The organism is Bradyrhizobium sp. HKCCYLRH1030, assembly GCF_051168395.1.
Taxonomy (GTDB): domain Bacteria; phylum Pseudomonadota; class Alphaproteobacteria; order Rhizobiales; family Xanthobacteraceae; genus Bradyrhizobium.
Genome location: NZ_JBNPUY010000002.1, coordinates 239,759 through 255,583 on the forward strand (window position 1 = coordinate 239,759; position 15,825 = coordinate 255,583).

Consider the following 15,825-nt stretch of genomic DNA (forward strand, 5'->3'; position numbering starts at 1 on the left):
TCCGATCGAGTTCATTGCGATCATGCTCACGGTCCACCTTCGCGACATCAGCATCGAGGTGGTCGAGGCCTGGCGGTCCGCGTTCGCGGGCGTCGGCGAGGTTCAGGTCTCTCACGGAAGCATTCTGGAACAGCAGGCCGATGCCATCGTCAGCCCGGCGAACAGCTTCGGCTTCATGGATGGCGGCATCGACTTGCACTATGCGCGCTTCTTCGGTTGGCAGGTCGAGACAGAGCTGCGCGAGCTGCTGGCCGCGCAACATTATGGCGAGCTTCCGGTCGGACAGGCCGTGATCCTCCCGACCGGACATCCGGAGCTTCGCTATCTCGTTTGCGCTCCGACCATGCGCGTGCCATCGCGCATCGACGGAACACCGAACGTCTATCTCGCCTTCCGGGCCGCTCTGATTGCGGTCCAGGCGCACAACACGAGCGAAGCCGGGCCAATCACCTCCCTGCTGGCACCGGGCATGGGCACCGGCATCGGGGCCGTGCCGCCTCGTCAAGCCGCACGCCAGATGCGAGCTGCATATGATGCGATCGTCGGCGGGCACGGACGCAGGAGCAGGACGGCGCGCGCCATCCTGGGCGAGCATCATGATCTCCTTGCCTGATCCCGTTCGCTCCGTTGTTGGTTCGGTTTGCAGCGTGATGGCCCACGCAGCCAAGCTCGCGCTCGACATTGCACTGCCGACCTTGTGCATCGCCTGCCGCGAGCCGGTCGACGGCGAGGGCGTCTGTCCCGCCTGCTGGGGCAAATTGTCGTTCATCGAGCGGCCGTATTGCCCGAAGCTCGGCATCCCCTTCGTCTACGATCCGGGTCCCGAGCTGCTGTCGATGGAAGCGATCGCGGCGCCGCCGGCGTACGCCCGCGCCCGCGCCGCCGTGCGCTATGACGAGGTCGCCCGCACCCTGGTGCATCAGCTGAAATATCAGGACCGCACCGATCTGGCGCCGATCATGGGCCGCTGGATGGCGCGCGCCGGCCGCGAGTTGCTGGCCGAGGCCGACCTCGTGTTGCCCGTGCCGCTGCATTGGCGGCGCGGCTTTTCCCGCCGCTACAACCAGTCCGGCGCGCTGGCGCGGGCGGTCGCCCGGTCCAGCGGCGTCCGCATGCAGGGTGATGCGCTGCGCCGCGTGCGGGCGACCGAGCAGCAGGTCGGGTTGTCGCGCGCCCAGCGCACCAGCAATGTGCAGGGCGCATTCCAGGTATCTTCAGACCGCTTGCATGACGTGCAGGGGCGCCGCATCGTCATCGTCGACGACGTGCTGACCACCGGCGCGACGGTGGATGCCTGCGCCCGCGCTCTGCTGCGCGCCAAGGCGGCCGAGGTCAGCGTGCTGGTTTTCGCCCGGGTTGTCGATGCGCCCCGCGCTCCCATATAATCTGTCGTTCTGAAACAGCTGAGCGCGACATGACCGCTGCGATCGAAATCTATACCCGTCCGGGGTGCGGCTACTGCACGGCCGCCAAATCGCTTCTGACCCGCAAGAACGTTGCCTTCACCGAGCATGACGCGGGCAAGGATCCGACGATTCGGCAGAAGATGTATGATCGTGTCGGCCCAGGCTCGACCTTTCCGCAGATCTTCATCGGCCACACCCATGTCGGCGGCTGCGACGACCTCTACGCGCTCGATCGCGAGGGCCGGCTCGACGCCATGCTGGCGGGAGACAAGGCGACATCATGAGCAACGACCGCAGCTTTACCGCCGCCATGGTGCAGATGCGCACCTCGCTCCTGCCCGAGCCGAGCCTCGAGCAGGGCACCAGGCTGATCCGGGAAGCGGTGGCGCAGGGCGCGGAGTATGTCCAGACGCCGGAAGTGAGCAACATGATGCAGCTCAACCGGACGGCGCTGTTCGAGCAGCTCAAGAGCGAGGCGGACGATCCCTCTCTCAAAGCCTACCAGGCGCTCGCCAAGGAGCTGGGCATCCATCTGCACATCGGGTCGCTGGCGCTGCGCTTCTCGGCAGACAAGGCCGTGAACCGCTCGTTCCTGATCGGCCCCGAGGGCAACGTGCTGGCGAGCTACGACAAGATCCACATGTTCGACATCGATCTGCCGGGCGGTGAGAGCTATCGCGAGTCCGCCAACTATCAACCGGGCGAGACGGCCGTGATCTCGGATCTGCCCTGGGGTCGTCTGGGGCTGACGATCTGCTACGACGTGCGCTTCCCGGCGCTGTATCGTGCGCTGGCCGAGAGCGGCGCCTCCTTCATCAGCGTGCCCTCCGCCTTCACCCGCAAGACCGGCGAGGCGCACTGGCACACGCTGCTGCGCGCCCGCGCCATCGAGACGGGATGCTTCGTGTTCGCCGCCGCCCAGTGCGGCCTGCACGAGAACAAGCGCGAGACCTTCGGCCACTCGCTGATCATCGATCCATGGGGCGAGATTCTCGCCGAGGGCGGCGTCGAGCCCGGCGTGATCATGGCGCGCATCGATCCGTCGCGGGTCGAGAGCGTGCGCCAGACCATTCCTTCGCTGCAGCACGGCCGCCGGTTCGGCATCGCCGACCCCAACGCGGGTCCGGACTATCTGCACCTGGTGCGGGGCTCGGCATGATCCGCTATGCGCTGCGCTGCGAGCGTGACCATACGTTCGAAAGCTGGTTCCAGAGCTCCTCGGCCTACGATTCGCAGGTGAAGCGCAAGCTGGTGGAATGCCCGACCTGCGGCTCGACCAAGGTCGAGAAGGCTATCATGGCGCCGCGCATCGTCAGCAAGAAGGGCCGCGAGGCCGTGCCGGTACCGGCCTCACCGACGCCAGCGCAGGAAGTGATTCCGCCGGGATCGACCGCGCTGATGATGGCGCAGGAGCGCGAGCTGCGCGCCAAGCTCAAGGAGCTGCGCGACCACATCGTCAAGAACGCCGACGATGTCGGCGAACGATTCCCGACCGAAGCCCGCAAGATGCATTACGGCGAGACCGAGCACCGGCCGATCTATGGCGAGGCCTCGCTCGACGAGGCCCGCGAACTGATCGAGGAAGGCATCGAGGTCGCGCCGATCCCGGTGCTGCCGGACGACCGGAATTGAGCAATAGAGACGCCCTCTCCGTCATTGCGAGCGAAGCGAAGCAATCCAGCGCCGAGCAAAGATTCTGGATTGCTTCGCTTCGCTCGCAATGACGGGGGAGAGATCTCGGCCTGCACTCTCTCTTTCGCCGGTGTGACGACATGTCCCCCCTCTCCTCGTCCTGGCAGCTCTGGGCTCTCCTCTCCGCGCTGTTTGCGGCCCTCACCGCCATCTTCGCCAAGGTTGGCGTCGAAGGTCTCAACTCCGATCTTGCCACGCTGATCCGCACCGCGATCGTGCTGGTGACGCTGGCGCTGATCCTGTTTTCGACAGGCCAGCTCACCAGCCCGGGACCGATCTCGACCAAGAGCTGGGTGTTCCTGACACTGTCGGCGCTCGGCACCGGCGCCTCGTGGCTGTGCTACTTCCGCGCCCTGAAGCTCGGACCCGCGACGCTGGTCGCGCCGATCGACAAACTCAGCGTCGTGCTGGTCGCCTTGTTCGGCGTCGTGTTTCTCGGCGAACGACCGAGCCTGCAGGGCTGGATCGGCATCGCCCTGATCGCGGCCGGCGCCGTGCTGATCGCGATCAAGGGCTGACTACACGGCGATCAGCAGCGCCACGCCGGCGACGATCAGCGTGATGCCGCCGATCTCGCGCAGCGAAACCGGCTGCTTGAACGAATAGTACGACACGCCCTGCGCGAACAGTACCTCGATCAGCGCGAGCGTGCGGACGTTGGCGGCCGCGGTCAGCGCGAACGCCAGGAACCAGAATTGCGACGCGAAGGCGCCGACGAAGCCGGCCATCATCGACGGCCGCCACAGCGACAGGATTCCGCGCAGGATGTCGGGCGCGCGCGCCAGCAGATAGACGGTGAGGAGCGCCGTCTGCAAGAATAGGCCCCAGACCAGCGTGTACGACGCGGCGGTGACGAAGGACACGCCGTCGACGGTGATGATGGCGCCGCGGAAGCCGACGGCCGACAAGGCGAACGACGCCGCGGCAACCAGGCCGGTTACGGTCGGCCTCAACTCGGCAAAGCTCTTCTCACCGCCGGGCCTGAGCGCGGTGATGACGACGCCGATAGTGGCGATCAGGATCGCGATCATCTTTGGAAGCGAGAGCGGATCGCCGAGAAAGATGAAGCCGAAGATCGCGGTCTGGATCGCTTCGGTCTTCAGATAGGCCGTGGTGACGACGAAGGAGCGGTCGGTCATCGCCAATAGCATCAGCCCGGTGGCGATGATCTGGCTGAGCGCACCGAGCAGCAGCCACGGCCAGAACACCGCCGGCGGCCACGGCAGGTGGTCGCCGGTGGCCAGCAGCACCGCGGTCAGGAACACCAGCGAGAACGGAAAGCCGAACAGGAAGCGGATATTGGTCGCCCCCCAGGTGCCGAGCTTCGCCGTCAGCGACCGCTGCATCGCATTGCGCGCGACCTGGCCGGCGGCGGCAACCAACGTGAACGGAATCCAGAGCGAGGTGATGGAGAGCATGCGGCACAATGCAGTAGTGAGATTGGCACCGTGACGACCACGGGGCGCTGGGTCAACAGCGGTGAGGCGGTTCAGCCGCATGTCAGGATTGCAGCTCTCGCCGGAAGGGCCAGGACGGATTGCGTCTTGTGGTAAGCTCGCGCCACACATCCGGTGTCGTCCCTGCGAACGCAGGGACCCATAACCACCGGCTTCAATTGGGTTAGGCGATCCATCCACGCGATGGTGCGGCGATGTACTATGTCTATATTCTCGCCAGCGGCCGTCACGGTACGCTGTACATCGGTGTGACCAACTCGTTACGGACGCGGCTCGAGCAGCATCGCAAGGGCGAAGGCTCGGAGTTCGTGAAGAAGTACGGGGTGTTTCGGCTGGTCTATGTCGAAATCTACACTGTTGCTGCGGAAGCGGTCACCCGCGAGAAGCAGCTCAAGCGCTGGAAGCGTGATTGGAAAATCGAACTGATCGAGCGCGACAATCTTGAATGGCGCGATCTCAGCGACCTGATCTCCTAGCGTGCCTCAAACCCCTCCCTGTGGTTATGGGTCCCTGCGTTCGCAGGGACGACACCGGTTATGGAGCGGCAGACGGGTCAAGCTGATGATTGGCCGCGCGCGCTAAACCATCTGCTCGGCGACCATCATGTAGTTCACGTCCATGTCGGTCGACAGGCTCCAGCGGTCGGCGAACGGGCTGTAGACCACGCCGCTCTGCTCGGTGATGACCAGGCGGTTGTCGAGCAGGTATTTCGTCAGCTCGTCCGGCGTGACGAACTTGCTCCACTCATGCGTGCCGCGCGGCAGCCAGCGCAGCACGTATTCGGCGCCGACGATGGCGAGCGCAAAGCTCTTCCAGTTGCGGTTGAGGGTCGAGACCACCATCATGCCGCCCGGCTTCAGCACCGCGGCACAGCGGCCGAGGAAGGCGCTGACGTCGGTGACGTGCTCGACGACCTCCATCGCCAGCACGATGTCGAAGCGCTCGCGCGGGTCCATCTCCTCGATCGTGGTGCAGCGGTAGTCGATCGACAGATGACCCTTCTCGGCATGCAGCCTGGCGGCGGCAATGTTGCTGGCCGAGGGGTCGACGCCGACGACCTGCGCGCCCAGCCGCGTGAACGGCTCGCACAGCAGTCCCGCGCCGCAGCCGATGTCGAGCATGCGCAGCCCCGACAGGCAGTTGAGGCTCTTGGCGTTGCGCTCGAATTTCCGGCAGGCGGCATCGCGGATATAGGTCAGGCGCAGCGGGTTGATCTTGTGCAGGGGCGCCATCTTGCCCTTGGGGTCCCACCACGTCTCGGACAGTTTGGAGAACTTCGCGATCTCGGCCGGATCGACGGTCGAGCCGGAGGGAACAGAAGTGCTGCGGGAATCCTGAGGCATTGTCATCGCTGAATACTCAATGATCGAAGCTGCGGCGCCGTACCGGGCTAACGCGCCGTGATGGCGTTCCGGAACGCCAGCGGCTCCGCGATGGTCGAAATGGTTTCCTTGCCCTCGCCCACACCCAAGATGGTGACATCGCCGTAATTGAGAACCCGTCCCATGATGGTCTGGTTGACGTCGACGCTCTCGACCTTGTCGAGAGCCATCTCGAAGGTACGGCGCTTGATGAAACCGGTTTTGTGCACGACACGGCGATTGGTGACGTCCGTCTCGGTGGTCAGGCGATGGAACCAGGCCCGGACCGTCCAATACAGGGCAACAATGGCGATGACGGCGGCGGTGGCCAGGCACAGCAGAACCAGATTGTCGTTCACGGTCATGCGGGAGAGGACGAGCAATCCAAACACGACGATCCAGGCCCCGATCGCCGGCAGGTAGAACATCCAATGTGCATTGGTCGAATACAGCACCTTCTCGCCGGGTTGCAGGATTTCGTCGATGTAACGCGCCATTCCAAAGCCTCTACCTGACCCTGTCACCACAAGGAACCGTCTTGCCCCCAGCCGCGGCGCTATGTATACGCGCGTTTCGGCTGGCGCGCCTCCGGTTTCGCGCCCAGCCGGTCAACTTATCCTCCTGATGGGAATGAGCGCGTCGTCATGGGTCGCCTCGTGCTGAAATTCGGCGGCACATCCGTCGCCAACATCGACCGCATCCGCAACGTCGCGCGCCACGTCAAGCGCGAGGTCGACGCCGGTCATGAGGTCGCCGTCGTGGTCTCGGCCATGTCCGGCAAGACCAACGAACTGGTCGCCTGGTGCACCGAGGCGTCGCCGATGCACGATGCGCGTGAATACGATGCCGTCGTGGCCTCGGGCGAGCAGGTCACGTCCGGCCTGCTGGCGATCGTGCTGCAGAGCATGGGCATCCAGGCCCGCTCGTGGCAGGGCTGGCAGATCCCGATCAAGACCAGCGACGCCCATGCCTCGGCGCGAATCGTCGATATCGACGGCTCCGAGCTGATCCAGCGCTTTCGCGACCGCAAGGAGGTCGCGGTCATCGCCGGCTTCCAGGGCATCAACGCCGAAACCGGGCGAATCGCCACGCTCGGCCGCGGCGGCTCGGACACCTCCGCGGTGGCGATCGCGGCCGCCATCAAGGCCGACCGCTGCGACATCTATACCGACGTCGACGGCGTCTATACCACCGACCCCCGGGTGGTGCCGAAGGCCAAGCGGCTCGACAAGATCGCCTTCGAGGACATGCTGGAGCTGGCGTCGCAGGGCGCCAAGGTGCTGCAGGTCCGTTCGGTGGAACTGGGCATGGTGCACAACATGCCGATCTTCGTCCGCTCCTCATTCGACAAGCCCGAGGATATCGACCCGCACGCCAACCAGCCGCCGGGGACGCTGATCTGCAGCGAGGAACAAATCATGGAAAATCACGTCGTGACCGGCATCGCCTTCTCCAAGGACGAGGCCCAGATCTCGGTGCGCCAGATCGAGGACAAGCCGGGCGTCGCCGCCTCGATCTTCGGACCACTGGCGGACGCCAATATCAACGTCGACATGATCGTCCAGAACGTCTCCGAAGACGGCAAGACCACCGATCTCACCTTCACGGTGCCGGCCACCGATTACAATCGCGCGCGCGAGACCATCACCGCGGCCAAGGACAGGATCGGCTATCAGCGCCTGGATACCGCGACCGACGTCGCCAAGGTCTCGGTGATCGGATCGGGCATGCGCAGCCATGCCGGCGTCGCCGCCAAGGGATTCGCCGCGCTCGCCGCCCGCAACATCAACATTCGCGCGATCACGACCTCCGAGATCAAGTTCTCGGTGCTGATCGACGCCGCCTACACCGAGCTCGCCGTCCGCACGCTGCATACGCTCTACGGACTGGACCAGGCCTAGAAAATCCTCCTCCGCGACCACACCTGTCCCGTTCTGTGACAGCGGGACGGGCCGGAGATCGTTCGAAAGCCGTTGACGCCGCCCGCGGTGGCAGGCGTTTTGCTTGGCAAAACAAGCCCTAATTCGCTATACGCCATCGCAGGATGGCAGCCGCAAACTGTGCTCCAGTGAAGGTTGTTCTGGTTCGGGCCGGCACTCTGAGCGTGCGATAGTGCCGAATCGAGAAAGCTGTTCGATGCCGCGAGTTTAGCGCCAGATCCGGCCGCGTGCCGGGCTGGCCCCAGGAAGGGGGATTGTGCCACATGCGAAGCGCGTCGGGAGGCCCCCGCGTCCTGCTCAGACGGCTTCGCGAGACCATGGCGGAGCAGGTCTCGGCACAGGAGCGGCTCGACAAGATCGTGGTGCTGATCGCGGCCAACATGGTCGCGGAGGTCTGCTCGGTCTATGTGCTGCGCGTCGACAACACGCTCGAGCTCTATGCCACCGAAGGTCTGAACCGCGACGCCGTGCACATGACCGTGCTGAGCGCGCATGAAGGTCTCGTCGGCCTCGTCGCCAGCGAAGCGACGCCGCTCAACCTGAACGACGCGCAGAGCCATCCCGCCTTCTCGTATCGGCCGGAGACCGGCGAAGAGATCTACCACTCCTTCCTTGGCGTGCCGATCCTGCGCGCCGGCAACACGCTCGGCGTGCTGGTGGTGCAGAACCGAGCCAAGCGCACCTATGTCGAGGAAGAGGTCGAGGCGCTGCAGACCACCGCGATGGTGCTCGCCGAGATGATCGCCTCCGGCGAGCTCGCAGCACTGGCGCAGCCCGGCGCCGAGCCGGCGGCGCGGCACTCGATCCACAAGACCGGCACGGTGCTGTCCGATGGCATCGCGCTCGGCCATGTCGTGCTGCACGAGCCGCGCGTCGTCATCAACAACTACATCGCCGAGGACCTGCCCAAGGAGATCAAGCGGCTCGACGCCGCGCTGCTCAAGCTGCGCGCCGACCTCGACCGCATGCTGGAGCGCGGCGACGTCGCCGATGGCGGCGAGCACCGCGAGGTGCTCGAAGCCTATCGCATGTTCGCCAACGACCAGGGCTGGTCGCACAAGCTGCACGAGGCGGTGGCGACCGGCCTCACGGCGGAAGCCGCCGTCGAGCGCGTGCAGTCGGACACCCGCGCCCGCATGCTGCGCTCGACCGATCCGTATCTGCGCGAGCGGCTGCACGACCTCGAGGATCTCGGCTACCGGCTGCTACGTCAGCTCGTCGGCCAGGACCACGCGCCGCGGCGCGAGCACCTGCCGGACAACGCCATCCTGATCGCACGCGCGATGGGTCCGGCGGCGCTGCTCGACTACGACCGCAAGCGGCTGCGCGGCCTCGTGCTCGAGGAAGGCACCGCCAATTCGCACGTCGCGATCGTGGCGCGCGCACTCGGCATTCCCGCCGTCGGCGAGGTGCCGAACGCGCCGGGCATCGCCGATCCCGGCGACGCCATCATCGTCGATGGCACCTCAGGCTCGATCTATGTGCGCCCGTCGTCGGAGATCGAATCCGCCTATGCCGAGCGGGTGCGCTTCCGCGCCCGCCGTCAGGCGCAATATGGCGAGCTGCGCAACAAGCCCTGCGTGACCAAGGACGGCCAGCCGGTCGAGCTGATGATCAATGCCGGCCTGGTCATCGACCTGCCGCACATCGAGGACACCGGCAGCGCCGGCATCGGCCTGTTCCGCACCGAGCTGCAATTCATGGTGTCCGCCAGCCTGCCGCGCTCGAGCGACCAGCTGGCGCTGTATCGCACGGTTCTCGACGCCGCCGGCCACAAGCCGGTCACGTTCCGCACCTTGGACATCGGCGGCGACAAGGCGCTGCCGTACATGGAGACCGTGATCGAGGAGAATCCGGCGCTCGGCTGGCGCGCGATCCGCCTCGGCCTCGACCGTCCGGGCCTGCTGCGCGGCCAGATCCGGGCGCTGCTGCGCGCCGGCGGCGGCCGCTCGCTGCGCATCATGTTCCCGATGATCTCGGAAGTCGCCGAGTTCGACACGGCCAAGGCGATCGTCGAGCGCGAGCTGACCTATCTGCGCCAGCACGGCCATACGCTGCCGGAACGCGTCGACGTCGGCACCATGCTCGAGGTCCCGGCGCTGCTGTATCAGCTCGACGAGCTGCTTTCGAAGGTCGACTTCATCTCGGTCGGCTCGAACGACCTGTTCCAGTTCCTGTTCGCGGTCGATCGCGGCAATGCCAAGGTCTCCGAGCGCTTCGACACGCTGTCGACGCCGATCCTGCGGGCGTTGCAGCAGATCGTGCACAAGGCCAAGGCCGCCAAGCGGTCGGTGTCACTGTGCGGCGAGATGGCCTCCAAGCCGATCGGCGCATTGGCGCTGATCGCGCTCGGCTACCGCTCGCTGTCGTTGTCGGCCACCGCACACGGCCCTGTGAAGGCGATGATCCTCGAACTCGACGCCGGCAAGGCGGCGACGAAGATGGCCGAATGGCTGGCCGCGCCGGCCGGCAGCTTCTCGATGCGGCAGAAGCTGACCGAGTTCGCCGAGAGCGAAGGCCTCGCGCTGTAGCGGGTCTGTCGCGGCCTGCGCGTCTTCCGTTCGTATCGTTTGCTCCTAGAACAGATTGCATCATGTCGTCGCTTCCCCAAGCCAAACTGGATGTCCTGCTCGCGCATCACGCCTCGCTCGAGGCGGAGCTGCTCGGCCAGGTCAATTCCGACCGCTACGTGCAGATCACCCGTGAGCTGGCCGAGCTCAATCCGCTGATCGACGCGGTGAAGGCCTATCGCGCCGGCGTCAAGGAGCTCGCCGACACCGAGGCGCTGATCGCCGATCCCACCACCGATGCCGAAATGCGCGCGATGGCCGAGGCCGAGCGCGACGAACTGATCGCGCGCCGCGGCGAGCTGGAGCAGAAGATCCGCGTCGCGCTGCTGCCGAAGGATGCGATGGACGACCGCAACGTCGTGCTCGAAATCCGCGCCGGCACCGGCGGCGACGAGGCCTCGTTGTTCGCCGGAGACCTGTTCCGGATGTATGAGCGCTTCGCCGCCCTGCAGGGCTGGAAGGTCGAGGTGGTCTCGGCCTCCGAAGGCACCGTCGGCGGCTACAAGGAGATCGTCGCCGAAGTGCAGGGCCGCGGCGCCTTCGCCAAGCTGAAGTTCGAATCCGGCGTGCACCGCGTGCAGCGCGTGCCCGATACCGAGACGCAGGGCCGCATCCACACCTCCGCGGCGACAGTCGCCGTGCTGCCCGAGGTCGAGGATGTCGACGTCGACATCAAGCCGGACGACCTGCGCATCGAGACCATGCGCGCGCAAGGCGCCGGCGGCCAGCACGTCAACAAGACGGAATCGGCGATCCGCATCACCCATATCCCGACCGGGATCGTCGTGATGATGCAGGACAGCCGCTCGCAGCACAAGAACCGCGCCTCCGCGATGAACATCCTGCGCTCGCGCATCTACGACGCCGAGCGGCAGAAGGTCGACGCGGCCCGCTCGGCCGAGCGCAAGGAGAAAGTCGGCTCGGGCGACCGCTCGGAGCGCATCCGCACCTATAATTTTCCGCAAGGGCGCGTCACCGACCACCGCATCAACCTGACGCTCTACAAGCTGCCGCAGGTGATCGCCGGCGAAGCGCTGGGCGAACTCATCGACGCGCTGACGACCGAGCACCAGGCCGCGCAGCTCGCCGCGCAAGGTGCTGCGGCGTGATGCGCACCGGCGCATTGCAGGAGGCGATGCGACGCTGCCCCGACACAAACGGTGTCGTCCCGGCGAACGCAGGGACCCCTAACCACCGGCCTTCGTGGCTGTCACAGAAGGCAACTCCGACCGCCCGTCCCGCCACGGCACGGCGTATGGCTCCCCGCGTTCGCGGGGATGACGCGTGGAGGGAGTTTGCGCGATGACCGGCCTCATCGCCGGCGTGACGATCGATGCCGCCCGCCGTGCCCTGGCCGCGCGCTTTGCAGATGCGGGCCTCGACTCGCCCGAGCTCGATGCGCGGCTGCTGGTCGGCCATGCGCTGCAGCTCGAGCTCACCGGGCTCGTGATGCACGGGAGACGACAGCTCTCCCATGACGACGCGCAGCGCCTGGAAACGCTGGTGCAGCGCCGGCTGGCCGGCGAACCGGTCGCCCGCATCCTCGGCACCAAAGAGTTCTGGGGCCTGGACCTGCGATTGTCGGCCGACACGCTGGTGCCGCGGCCGGACACAGAGACTGTCGTCGAGCTGGCACTGGAACATCTCGCGGCCGGCGGCGACCTGAAGCGTCGCTTGCGCATCGCCGATCTCGGCACGGGCTCCGGCGCGATCCTGCTGGCGCTGCTGTCCGAGCTGCCGCGGGCCTTTGGACTCGGTACCGACATCAGCTTGGCCGCGCTGACCACCGCGCGGGATAATGCGCGCGCGCTCGGATTAGCCGACCGCGCCGGCTTCGTCGCCTGCTCCTACGCCGCAGCGCTGTCTGCGGGTTTCGACCTGATCGTGTCGAACCCGCCCTACATCCCATCGTCCGAGATCAGCGAGCTCGACGTCGAGGTGCGCACTCATGATCCGCTGCGCGCCCTGGACGGGGGCAAGGACGGGCTCGACGCCTACCGCGCGCTGATCCCGCAGGCGGCGGCCCTGCTGCGGCCGGACGGCGCTGTCATCGTGGAGGTCGGGCTTGGCCAGAGTGACGAGGTCGCTGCATTGATGGTGAGGGCTGGCCTGACGGCCGATTCCTCGACGATCCGGGCCGATCTGGCCGGTATTCCCCGAACCGTCATGGGCCTAAAAAAGCTCCGGTAAAGGTCGGGGAATGCAGAAAAAGCTCTTGGAATATCCCCCGGGAGCGACTACGTTCCATCCATAGCACCGGTGCAGGCCACGACGAGCGGTATTCACGGAACACCGCCGCGGTCAGATGCCAGAGAGCCGCGCCGGGCGATAGGTTCCAGAACGCAGATCTGCTGAGCGCGAGAGCCCGGATGGCTGCGCAGCCCGCGACTGCAAAGCGAACGAAAGCCTGACTTTGCACTTGAGGTCTTACGCTAAGCAAACTGGGTCGGTCGTGGCGCATGTCGCCTTGGCTGGCTGAATGACGTGGTTCGCCGGTCCCAGGGGCTGGCGGGTGGGGAACGCGTTTTGAACGCGCTTTTGTCGAGAGAATCGGCTGTCGATCACATCGGCATGGGTCAAACCGGCATGTCGGAACCGACATGGGTCGGATGGGACCATTTGGACCGCGCGCGAGGCGTCCGAGCCCGGCGAAGGTATTTCAATACACTCTCGGTATTCCGATAACAATCAGTGCTCAGACAATCGGTGCTCCTAACGCAGGGTTGGAATAAAGGCAGGACATGAGAAACGGTCAGAACAACAAGCGGATGCGCAACCGGAACAGCGGCGGTAACAACAACAATAACCGGCGCGGCCAGAATCCGCTGACCCGGGTGTTCGAGTCCAATGGACCGGACATCAAGATCCGCGGCACTGCCTCTCATGTCGCCGAGAAATATGTCCAGCTTGCCCGCGACGCCCGCTCTTCGGGTGACCCCGTAGCCGCCGAGAACTACTACCAGCACGCCGAGCACTATTTCCGCCTGATTGCCGCCGCGCAGGAGCAGTTCCGCCAGAACCAGCCGCAGCAGCCGCGCAACACCGAGGACCTGACCGTCGACGACCTCGACGATGACGCTGAGAGCTTCTCGCATTTCGGCCAGGAGCCCGGCTTCGTTCCGGCCCAGCCGCAGCCTCAGCCCCAACCCTTCATGCGCGACCGCGAAGGCGGCCAGCGCGAGCGCGGCGACAACCAGCCCTATCAGCGCGAGCAGCAGCCGCGCGAGCACCGCGAAGCGCGTGAGCATCGCGAGCCGCGCGAACACCGCGAGCCGCGGGAACACCGTGAACCCCGCGAACATCGCGAGCGGGAGCCGCGCGAGCACCGGGAGCGGCCGCAGCCCGTCCAGTACCAGCCGCAGCCGCAACCCCAGCCCGTCATCGCCGACAGCGGCGTCGATCGGCTGCCGTCCTTCATCACCGGTCCGCAGCCGCAGATCGCCAATCCCCCGGCCGCCTTCGAGGGCGCTGCCGAGCGCTATCCGCGGCGCCGCCGGCGTCCGCATGGTCCGCGCGCTGAAGCAGCCGCTGCTGCACCGGCGCCGAGCGAGGACCTCAATCCGGGCGAATAGCGATTACCCTCCATCATGACGAAACGGGTGGGCTCTGAGCCCACCCGTTTTTTTTGCGCGGGAGGCGCGCAGGAAAACGGCCCGGGATCATCCTTCGCGCGACGGCGGACCGACCTCGCGGCGACCGGCGCCACCGGATCCGGGGGCCGACGGTGACGGCGCCAGCACCGGTTCGAGCCGCGGGATCAGCCGAATGCGCTCGCGGCGCGCCGGGATCACCCGGTAGACCTGCTTGGTCGCCTCCACGATGTGGACACCGGCGAACGGCAGCGACAGCGCCGCGCCGACGCGCTCCCAGGCCATCGCCGATTTCAGGAACCAGCCGCCGACCGGAGGCATGAACAGCGCCTCGCCCCAGCCGGTCGGCGTGAACCAGGTCTGCCGCAGCAGTTGCGTGATCTGCGAGCGCGAATAGGGCCGGCCATGGCCGAACGGCGTGTTGTCGGTCCGCGTCCAGACGCCGCGCCGGTTCGGGATCACGATGATCATGCGTCCCGCCGGCGCCAGCACCCGCCACATCTCGCGCAGCAGCCCGGCCGGGTCGTCCGACATCTCCAGCGCATGCACGATCAGGATGCGGTCGATCGCCGCATCGGGCAGCGGCAGCGAGAACTCGTCCACCAGCGAGGCCAGCGTCGGCCGCGCCGTCGGCCATTTCAGCACCCCCTGCGCCGCCGGCATGAAGGCGATGCAGCGTTCGGAATCCTCGCGGAACAGGCCCAGATAAGGCGTGGGATAGCCGACGCCGAGCACCCGCTGCCCGGCCGCGCTCGGCCAGCGCGCGCGGATACCGCGGTTGATCAAGAGCCGCGCGACGATCCCGAGGCGACTCGAATAGAAATTTCGCAGATCGATCACGTCCATGACGTCAATGTATCATGCGAGCGCGCGCTGCCGCGCGCCGAATATTGCGTTGCGCCTCCAGCGTTAACGCCATATCTCTGCGCGGGACATCGGAGGCCGCCCCGCAGCGCTGCGCCCGGGCTCCGCTTCCACGACCTTCTGGCATCGCGAGCGCGACCATCGTGCCTCGCCCGGTCCCGCCGACGGAGACATCATGGCCGCCGACATCCGCGCCTTCACCTGCCTGTCCGACAATTTCGGCTATCTGATCCATGACCCCGCGACCGGTGCGACTGCCTCGATCGACGCCCCCGAGGCCGGACCGATCGTCCGGCAATTGGACGCCGAAGGCTGGAGGCTCACCGACATCCTGATCACGCATCATCATCACGACCATGTCGGCGGCGTCGCCGAGCTCAAGCAGAAATATGGCTGCCGGGTGGTCGCGCCCCACGACAAGACGACGGCGATCGCCAACGTCGATCTGCGAGTCGCCCATGGCGATGTCGTGAAGATCGGCGAGTTGCTCGCGCGCGTGCTGGAAACGCCGGGCCATACGCTCGACCACGTCTCCTACGTGTTCGATGCCGACAAGGCGCTGTTTGCGGCCGACACGCTGTTCTCGGTCGGCTGCGGCCGCGTGTTCGAGGGCACCTATCCGATGATGTGGGACTCGCTTCTCAAGCTGCGCGCGCTGCCGGACGACTTCCGGCTCTATTGCGGCCACGAATACACAGCCTCGAACGTCAAATTCGCCCTCACCGTCGACGGCGACAACGCGGCGCTGAAGGCTCGCGCCGAGGAGGTCACGCGGCTGCGTGCCGCCAACCGGCCGACCATTCCGTCGCTGCTGGGCGACGAGAAGACCGCCAACGTGTTCCTGCGCGCCGACGATCCGGCCGTCGCAGTGCGGCTGCGCATGAAGGGCGCCAGCGCCGAGCAGGTATTCGGCGAGTTGCGCGAGCGCAAGAACAAGTCGTAACG

General features: G+C 66.2%; 17 protein-coding genes. 13 read left to right on the forward strand and 4 right to left on the reverse strand.

Features of this window, described 5'->3' with window-relative positions:
- The first annotated feature begins 22 nt into the window (after positions 1-22).
- From ACQR1E_RS06485 to ACQR1E_RS06510, 6 genes are all read left to right on the forward strand, one after another.
- Positions 23-613, forward strand: a complete 591-nt coding sequence (locus ACQR1E_RS06485; RefSeq protein ID WP_316159292.1) for a macro domain-containing protein — start codon at positions 23-25, stop codon at positions 611-613.
- Positions 597-1,385 carry a ComF family protein gene (locus ACQR1E_RS06490; protein ID WP_409999201.1) on the forward strand — a complete coding sequence of 263 codons (789 nt, stop codon included), beginning with the start codon at positions 597-599 and terminating at the stop codon, positions 1,383-1,385. Before ACQR1E_RS06485 ends, ACQR1E_RS06490 begins: the two co-directional genes overlap by 17 nt.
- A gap of 29 nt (positions 1,386-1,414) precedes the next feature.
- Complete coding sequence (gene grxC / locus ACQR1E_RS06495) at positions 1,415-1,690, forward strand: glutaredoxin 3 (protein WP_315715197.1); 276 nt, start codon at positions 1,415-1,417, stop codon at positions 1,688-1,690.
- Positions 1,687-2,565: a carbon-nitrogen hydrolase family protein gene (locus ACQR1E_RS06500; RefSeq protein WP_315825538.1), complete on the forward strand. Its 879-nt coding sequence runs from the start codon at positions 1,687-1,689 to the stop codon at positions 2,563-2,565. Before grxC ends, ACQR1E_RS06500 begins: the two co-directional genes overlap by 4 nt.
- Positions 2,562-3,038: a DUF1178 family protein gene (locus tag ACQR1E_RS06505; protein WP_315751936.1), complete on the forward strand. Its 477-nt coding sequence runs from the start codon at positions 2,562-2,564 to the stop codon at positions 3,036-3,038. Before ACQR1E_RS06500 ends, ACQR1E_RS06505 begins: the two co-directional genes overlap by 4 nt.
- 140 nt (positions 3,039-3,178) lie before the next feature.
- The gene (locus ACQR1E_RS06510; RefSeq protein ID WP_434896831.1) at positions 3,179-3,616 is read left to right on the forward strand and encodes an EamA family transporter; all 438 of its coding nucleotides are present in this window, start codon (positions 3,179-3,181) and stop codon (positions 3,614-3,616) included.
- Here the strand turns inward: ACQR1E_RS06510 and ACQR1E_RS06515 are convergent, their stop codons facing one another.
- Entirely contained in the window at positions 3,617-4,516 is a 900-nt protein-coding gene (locus tag ACQR1E_RS06515; RefSeq protein WP_434896832.1) for an EamA family transporter, read from the reverse strand. It lies immediately after the preceding gene.
- A 233-nt stretch (positions 4,517-4,749) separates the two neighbouring features.
- On the opposite strand from ACQR1E_RS06515, the gene ACQR1E_RS06520 reads away from it, so the two are divergent.
- Complete coding sequence (locus tag ACQR1E_RS06520) at positions 4,750-5,031, forward strand: GIY-YIG nuclease family protein (protein WP_316170998.1); 282 nt, start codon at positions 4,750-4,752, stop codon at positions 5,029-5,031.
- 102 nt (positions 5,032-5,133) lie between these two features.
- Here the strand turns inward: ACQR1E_RS06520 and ubiG are convergent, their stop codons facing one another.
- Both ubiG and ACQR1E_RS06530 read right to left on the reverse strand, forming a co-directional pair.
- Positions 5,134-5,898 carry a bifunctional 2-polyprenyl-6-hydroxyphenol methylase/3-demethylubiquinol 3-O-methyltransferase UbiG gene (gene ubiG / locus ACQR1E_RS06525; RefSeq protein WP_409977941.1) on the reverse strand — a complete coding sequence of 255 codons (765 nt, stop codon included), beginning with the start codon at positions 5,896-5,898 and terminating at the stop codon, positions 5,134-5,136.
- Positions 5,899-5,945: 47 nt separating this feature from the next.
- Positions 5,946-6,413, reverse strand: a complete 468-nt coding sequence (locus tag ACQR1E_RS06530) for a PH domain-containing protein (RefSeq protein WP_315715189.1) — start codon at positions 6,411-6,413, stop codon at positions 5,946-5,948.
- A 147-nt stretch (positions 6,414-6,560) separates the two neighbouring features.
- Between ACQR1E_RS06530 and ACQR1E_RS06535 the strand changes: the two genes are divergently transcribed.
- From ACQR1E_RS06535 to ACQR1E_RS06555, 5 genes are all read left to right on the forward strand, one after another.
- Positions 6,561-7,817 (forward strand): aspartate kinase, encoded by a 1,257-nt coding sequence (locus tag ACQR1E_RS06535; protein WP_434896833.1) that lies wholly within the window; start codon positions 6,561-6,563, stop codon positions 7,815-7,817.
- Positions 7,818-8,119: 302 nt separating this feature from the next.
- Positions 8,120-10,387 (forward strand): phosphoenolpyruvate--protein phosphotransferase, encoded by a 2,268-nt coding sequence (gene ptsP / locus ACQR1E_RS06540; RefSeq protein WP_315715187.1) that lies wholly within the window; start codon positions 8,120-8,122, stop codon positions 10,385-10,387.
- A 62-nt stretch (positions 10,388-10,449) separates the two neighbouring features.
- On the forward strand, positions 10,450-11,535 hold the full coding sequence (gene prfA / locus ACQR1E_RS06545) for a peptide chain release factor 1 (protein ID WP_316203481.1): 1,086 nt from the start codon (positions 10,450-10,452) through the stop codon (positions 11,533-11,535).
- Positions 11,536-11,728: 193 nt separating this feature from the next.
- Positions 11,729-12,616, forward strand: a complete 888-nt coding sequence (gene prmC, locus ACQR1E_RS06550) for a peptide chain release factor N(5)-glutamine methyltransferase (RefSeq protein WP_315825542.1) — start codon at positions 11,729-11,731, stop codon at positions 12,614-12,616.
- A 551-nt stretch (positions 12,617-13,167) separates the two neighbouring features.
- Complete coding sequence (locus ACQR1E_RS06555) at positions 13,168-13,998, forward strand: DUF4167 domain-containing protein (RefSeq protein WP_315715184.1); 831 nt, start codon at positions 13,168-13,170, stop codon at positions 13,996-13,998.
- Positions 13,999-14,085: 87 nt separating this feature from the next.
- On the opposite strand, the gene ACQR1E_RS06560 is transcribed toward ACQR1E_RS06555, so the two are convergent.
- Positions 14,086-14,862 carry a class I SAM-dependent methyltransferase gene (locus tag ACQR1E_RS06560; protein WP_434896834.1) on the reverse strand — a complete coding sequence of 259 codons (777 nt, stop codon included), beginning with the start codon at positions 14,860-14,862 and terminating at the stop codon, positions 14,086-14,088.
- A 193-nt stretch (positions 14,863-15,055) separates the two neighbouring features.
- Here ACQR1E_RS06560 and gloB point away from each other — a divergent pair, with 193 nt between their 5' ends.
- Positions 15,056-15,823, forward strand: a complete 768-nt coding sequence (gloB, locus tag ACQR1E_RS06565) for a hydroxyacylglutathione hydrolase (RefSeq protein WP_316166271.1) — start codon at positions 15,056-15,058, stop codon at positions 15,821-15,823.
- Positions 15,824-15,825: the final 2 nt, after the last annotated feature.

Coding starts and splice junctions, on each gene's coding strand:
- ACQR1E_RS06485 (WP_316159292.1), top strand. CDS start 23: ATGCTCACGGTCCACCTTCGCGACATCAGCATCGAGGTGGTCGAGGCC.
- ACQR1E_RS06490 (WP_409999201.1), top strand. CDS start 597: ATGATCTCCTTGCCTGATCCCGTTCGCTCCGTTGTTGGTTCGGTTTGC.
- grxC (WP_315715197.1), top strand. CDS start 1,415: ATGACCGCTGCGATCGAAATCTATACCCGTCCGGGGTGCGGCTACTGC.
- ACQR1E_RS06500 (WP_315825538.1), top strand. CDS start 1,687: ATGAGCAACGACCGCAGCTTTACCGCCGCCATGGTGCAGATGCGCACC.
- ACQR1E_RS06505 (WP_315751936.1), top strand. CDS start 2,562: ATGATCCGCTATGCGCTGCGCTGCGAGCGTGACCATACGTTCGAAAGC.
- ACQR1E_RS06510 (WP_434896831.1), top strand. CDS start 3,179: ATGTCCCCCCTCTCCTCGTCCTGGCAGCTCTGGGCTCTCCTCTCCGCG.
- ACQR1E_RS06515 (WP_434896832.1), bottom strand. CDS start 4,516: ATGCTCTCCATCACCTCGCTCTGGATTCCGTTCACGTTGGTTGCCGCC.
- ACQR1E_RS06520 (WP_316170998.1), top strand. CDS start 4,750: ATGTACTATGTCTATATTCTCGCCAGCGGCCGTCACGGTACGCTGTAC.
- ubiG (WP_409977941.1), bottom strand. CDS start 5,898: ATGCCTCAGGATTCCCGCAGCACTTCTGTTCCCTCCGGCTCGACCGTC.
- ACQR1E_RS06530 (WP_315715189.1), bottom strand. CDS start 6,413: ATGGCGCGTTACATCGACGAAATCCTGCAACCCGGCGAGAAGGTGCTG.
- ACQR1E_RS06535 (WP_434896833.1), top strand. CDS start 6,561: ATGGGTCGCCTCGTGCTGAAATTCGGCGGCACATCCGTCGCCAACATC.
- ptsP (WP_315715187.1), top strand. CDS start 8,120: ATGCGAAGCGCGTCGGGAGGCCCCCGCGTCCTGCTCAGACGGCTTCGC.
- prfA (WP_316203481.1), top strand. CDS start 10,450: ATGTCGTCGCTTCCCCAAGCCAAACTGGATGTCCTGCTCGCGCATCAC.
- prmC (WP_315825542.1), top strand. CDS start 11,729: ATGACCGGCCTCATCGCCGGCGTGACGATCGATGCCGCCCGCCGTGCC.
- ACQR1E_RS06555 (WP_315715184.1), top strand. CDS start 13,168: ATGAGAAACGGTCAGAACAACAAGCGGATGCGCAACCGGAACAGCGGC.
- ACQR1E_RS06560 (WP_434896834.1), bottom strand. CDS start 14,862: ATGGACGTGATCGATCTGCGAAATTTCTATTCGAGTCGCCTCGGGATC.
- gloB (WP_316166271.1), top strand. CDS start 15,056: ATGGCCGCCGACATCCGCGCCTTCACCTGCCTGTCCGACAATTTCGGC.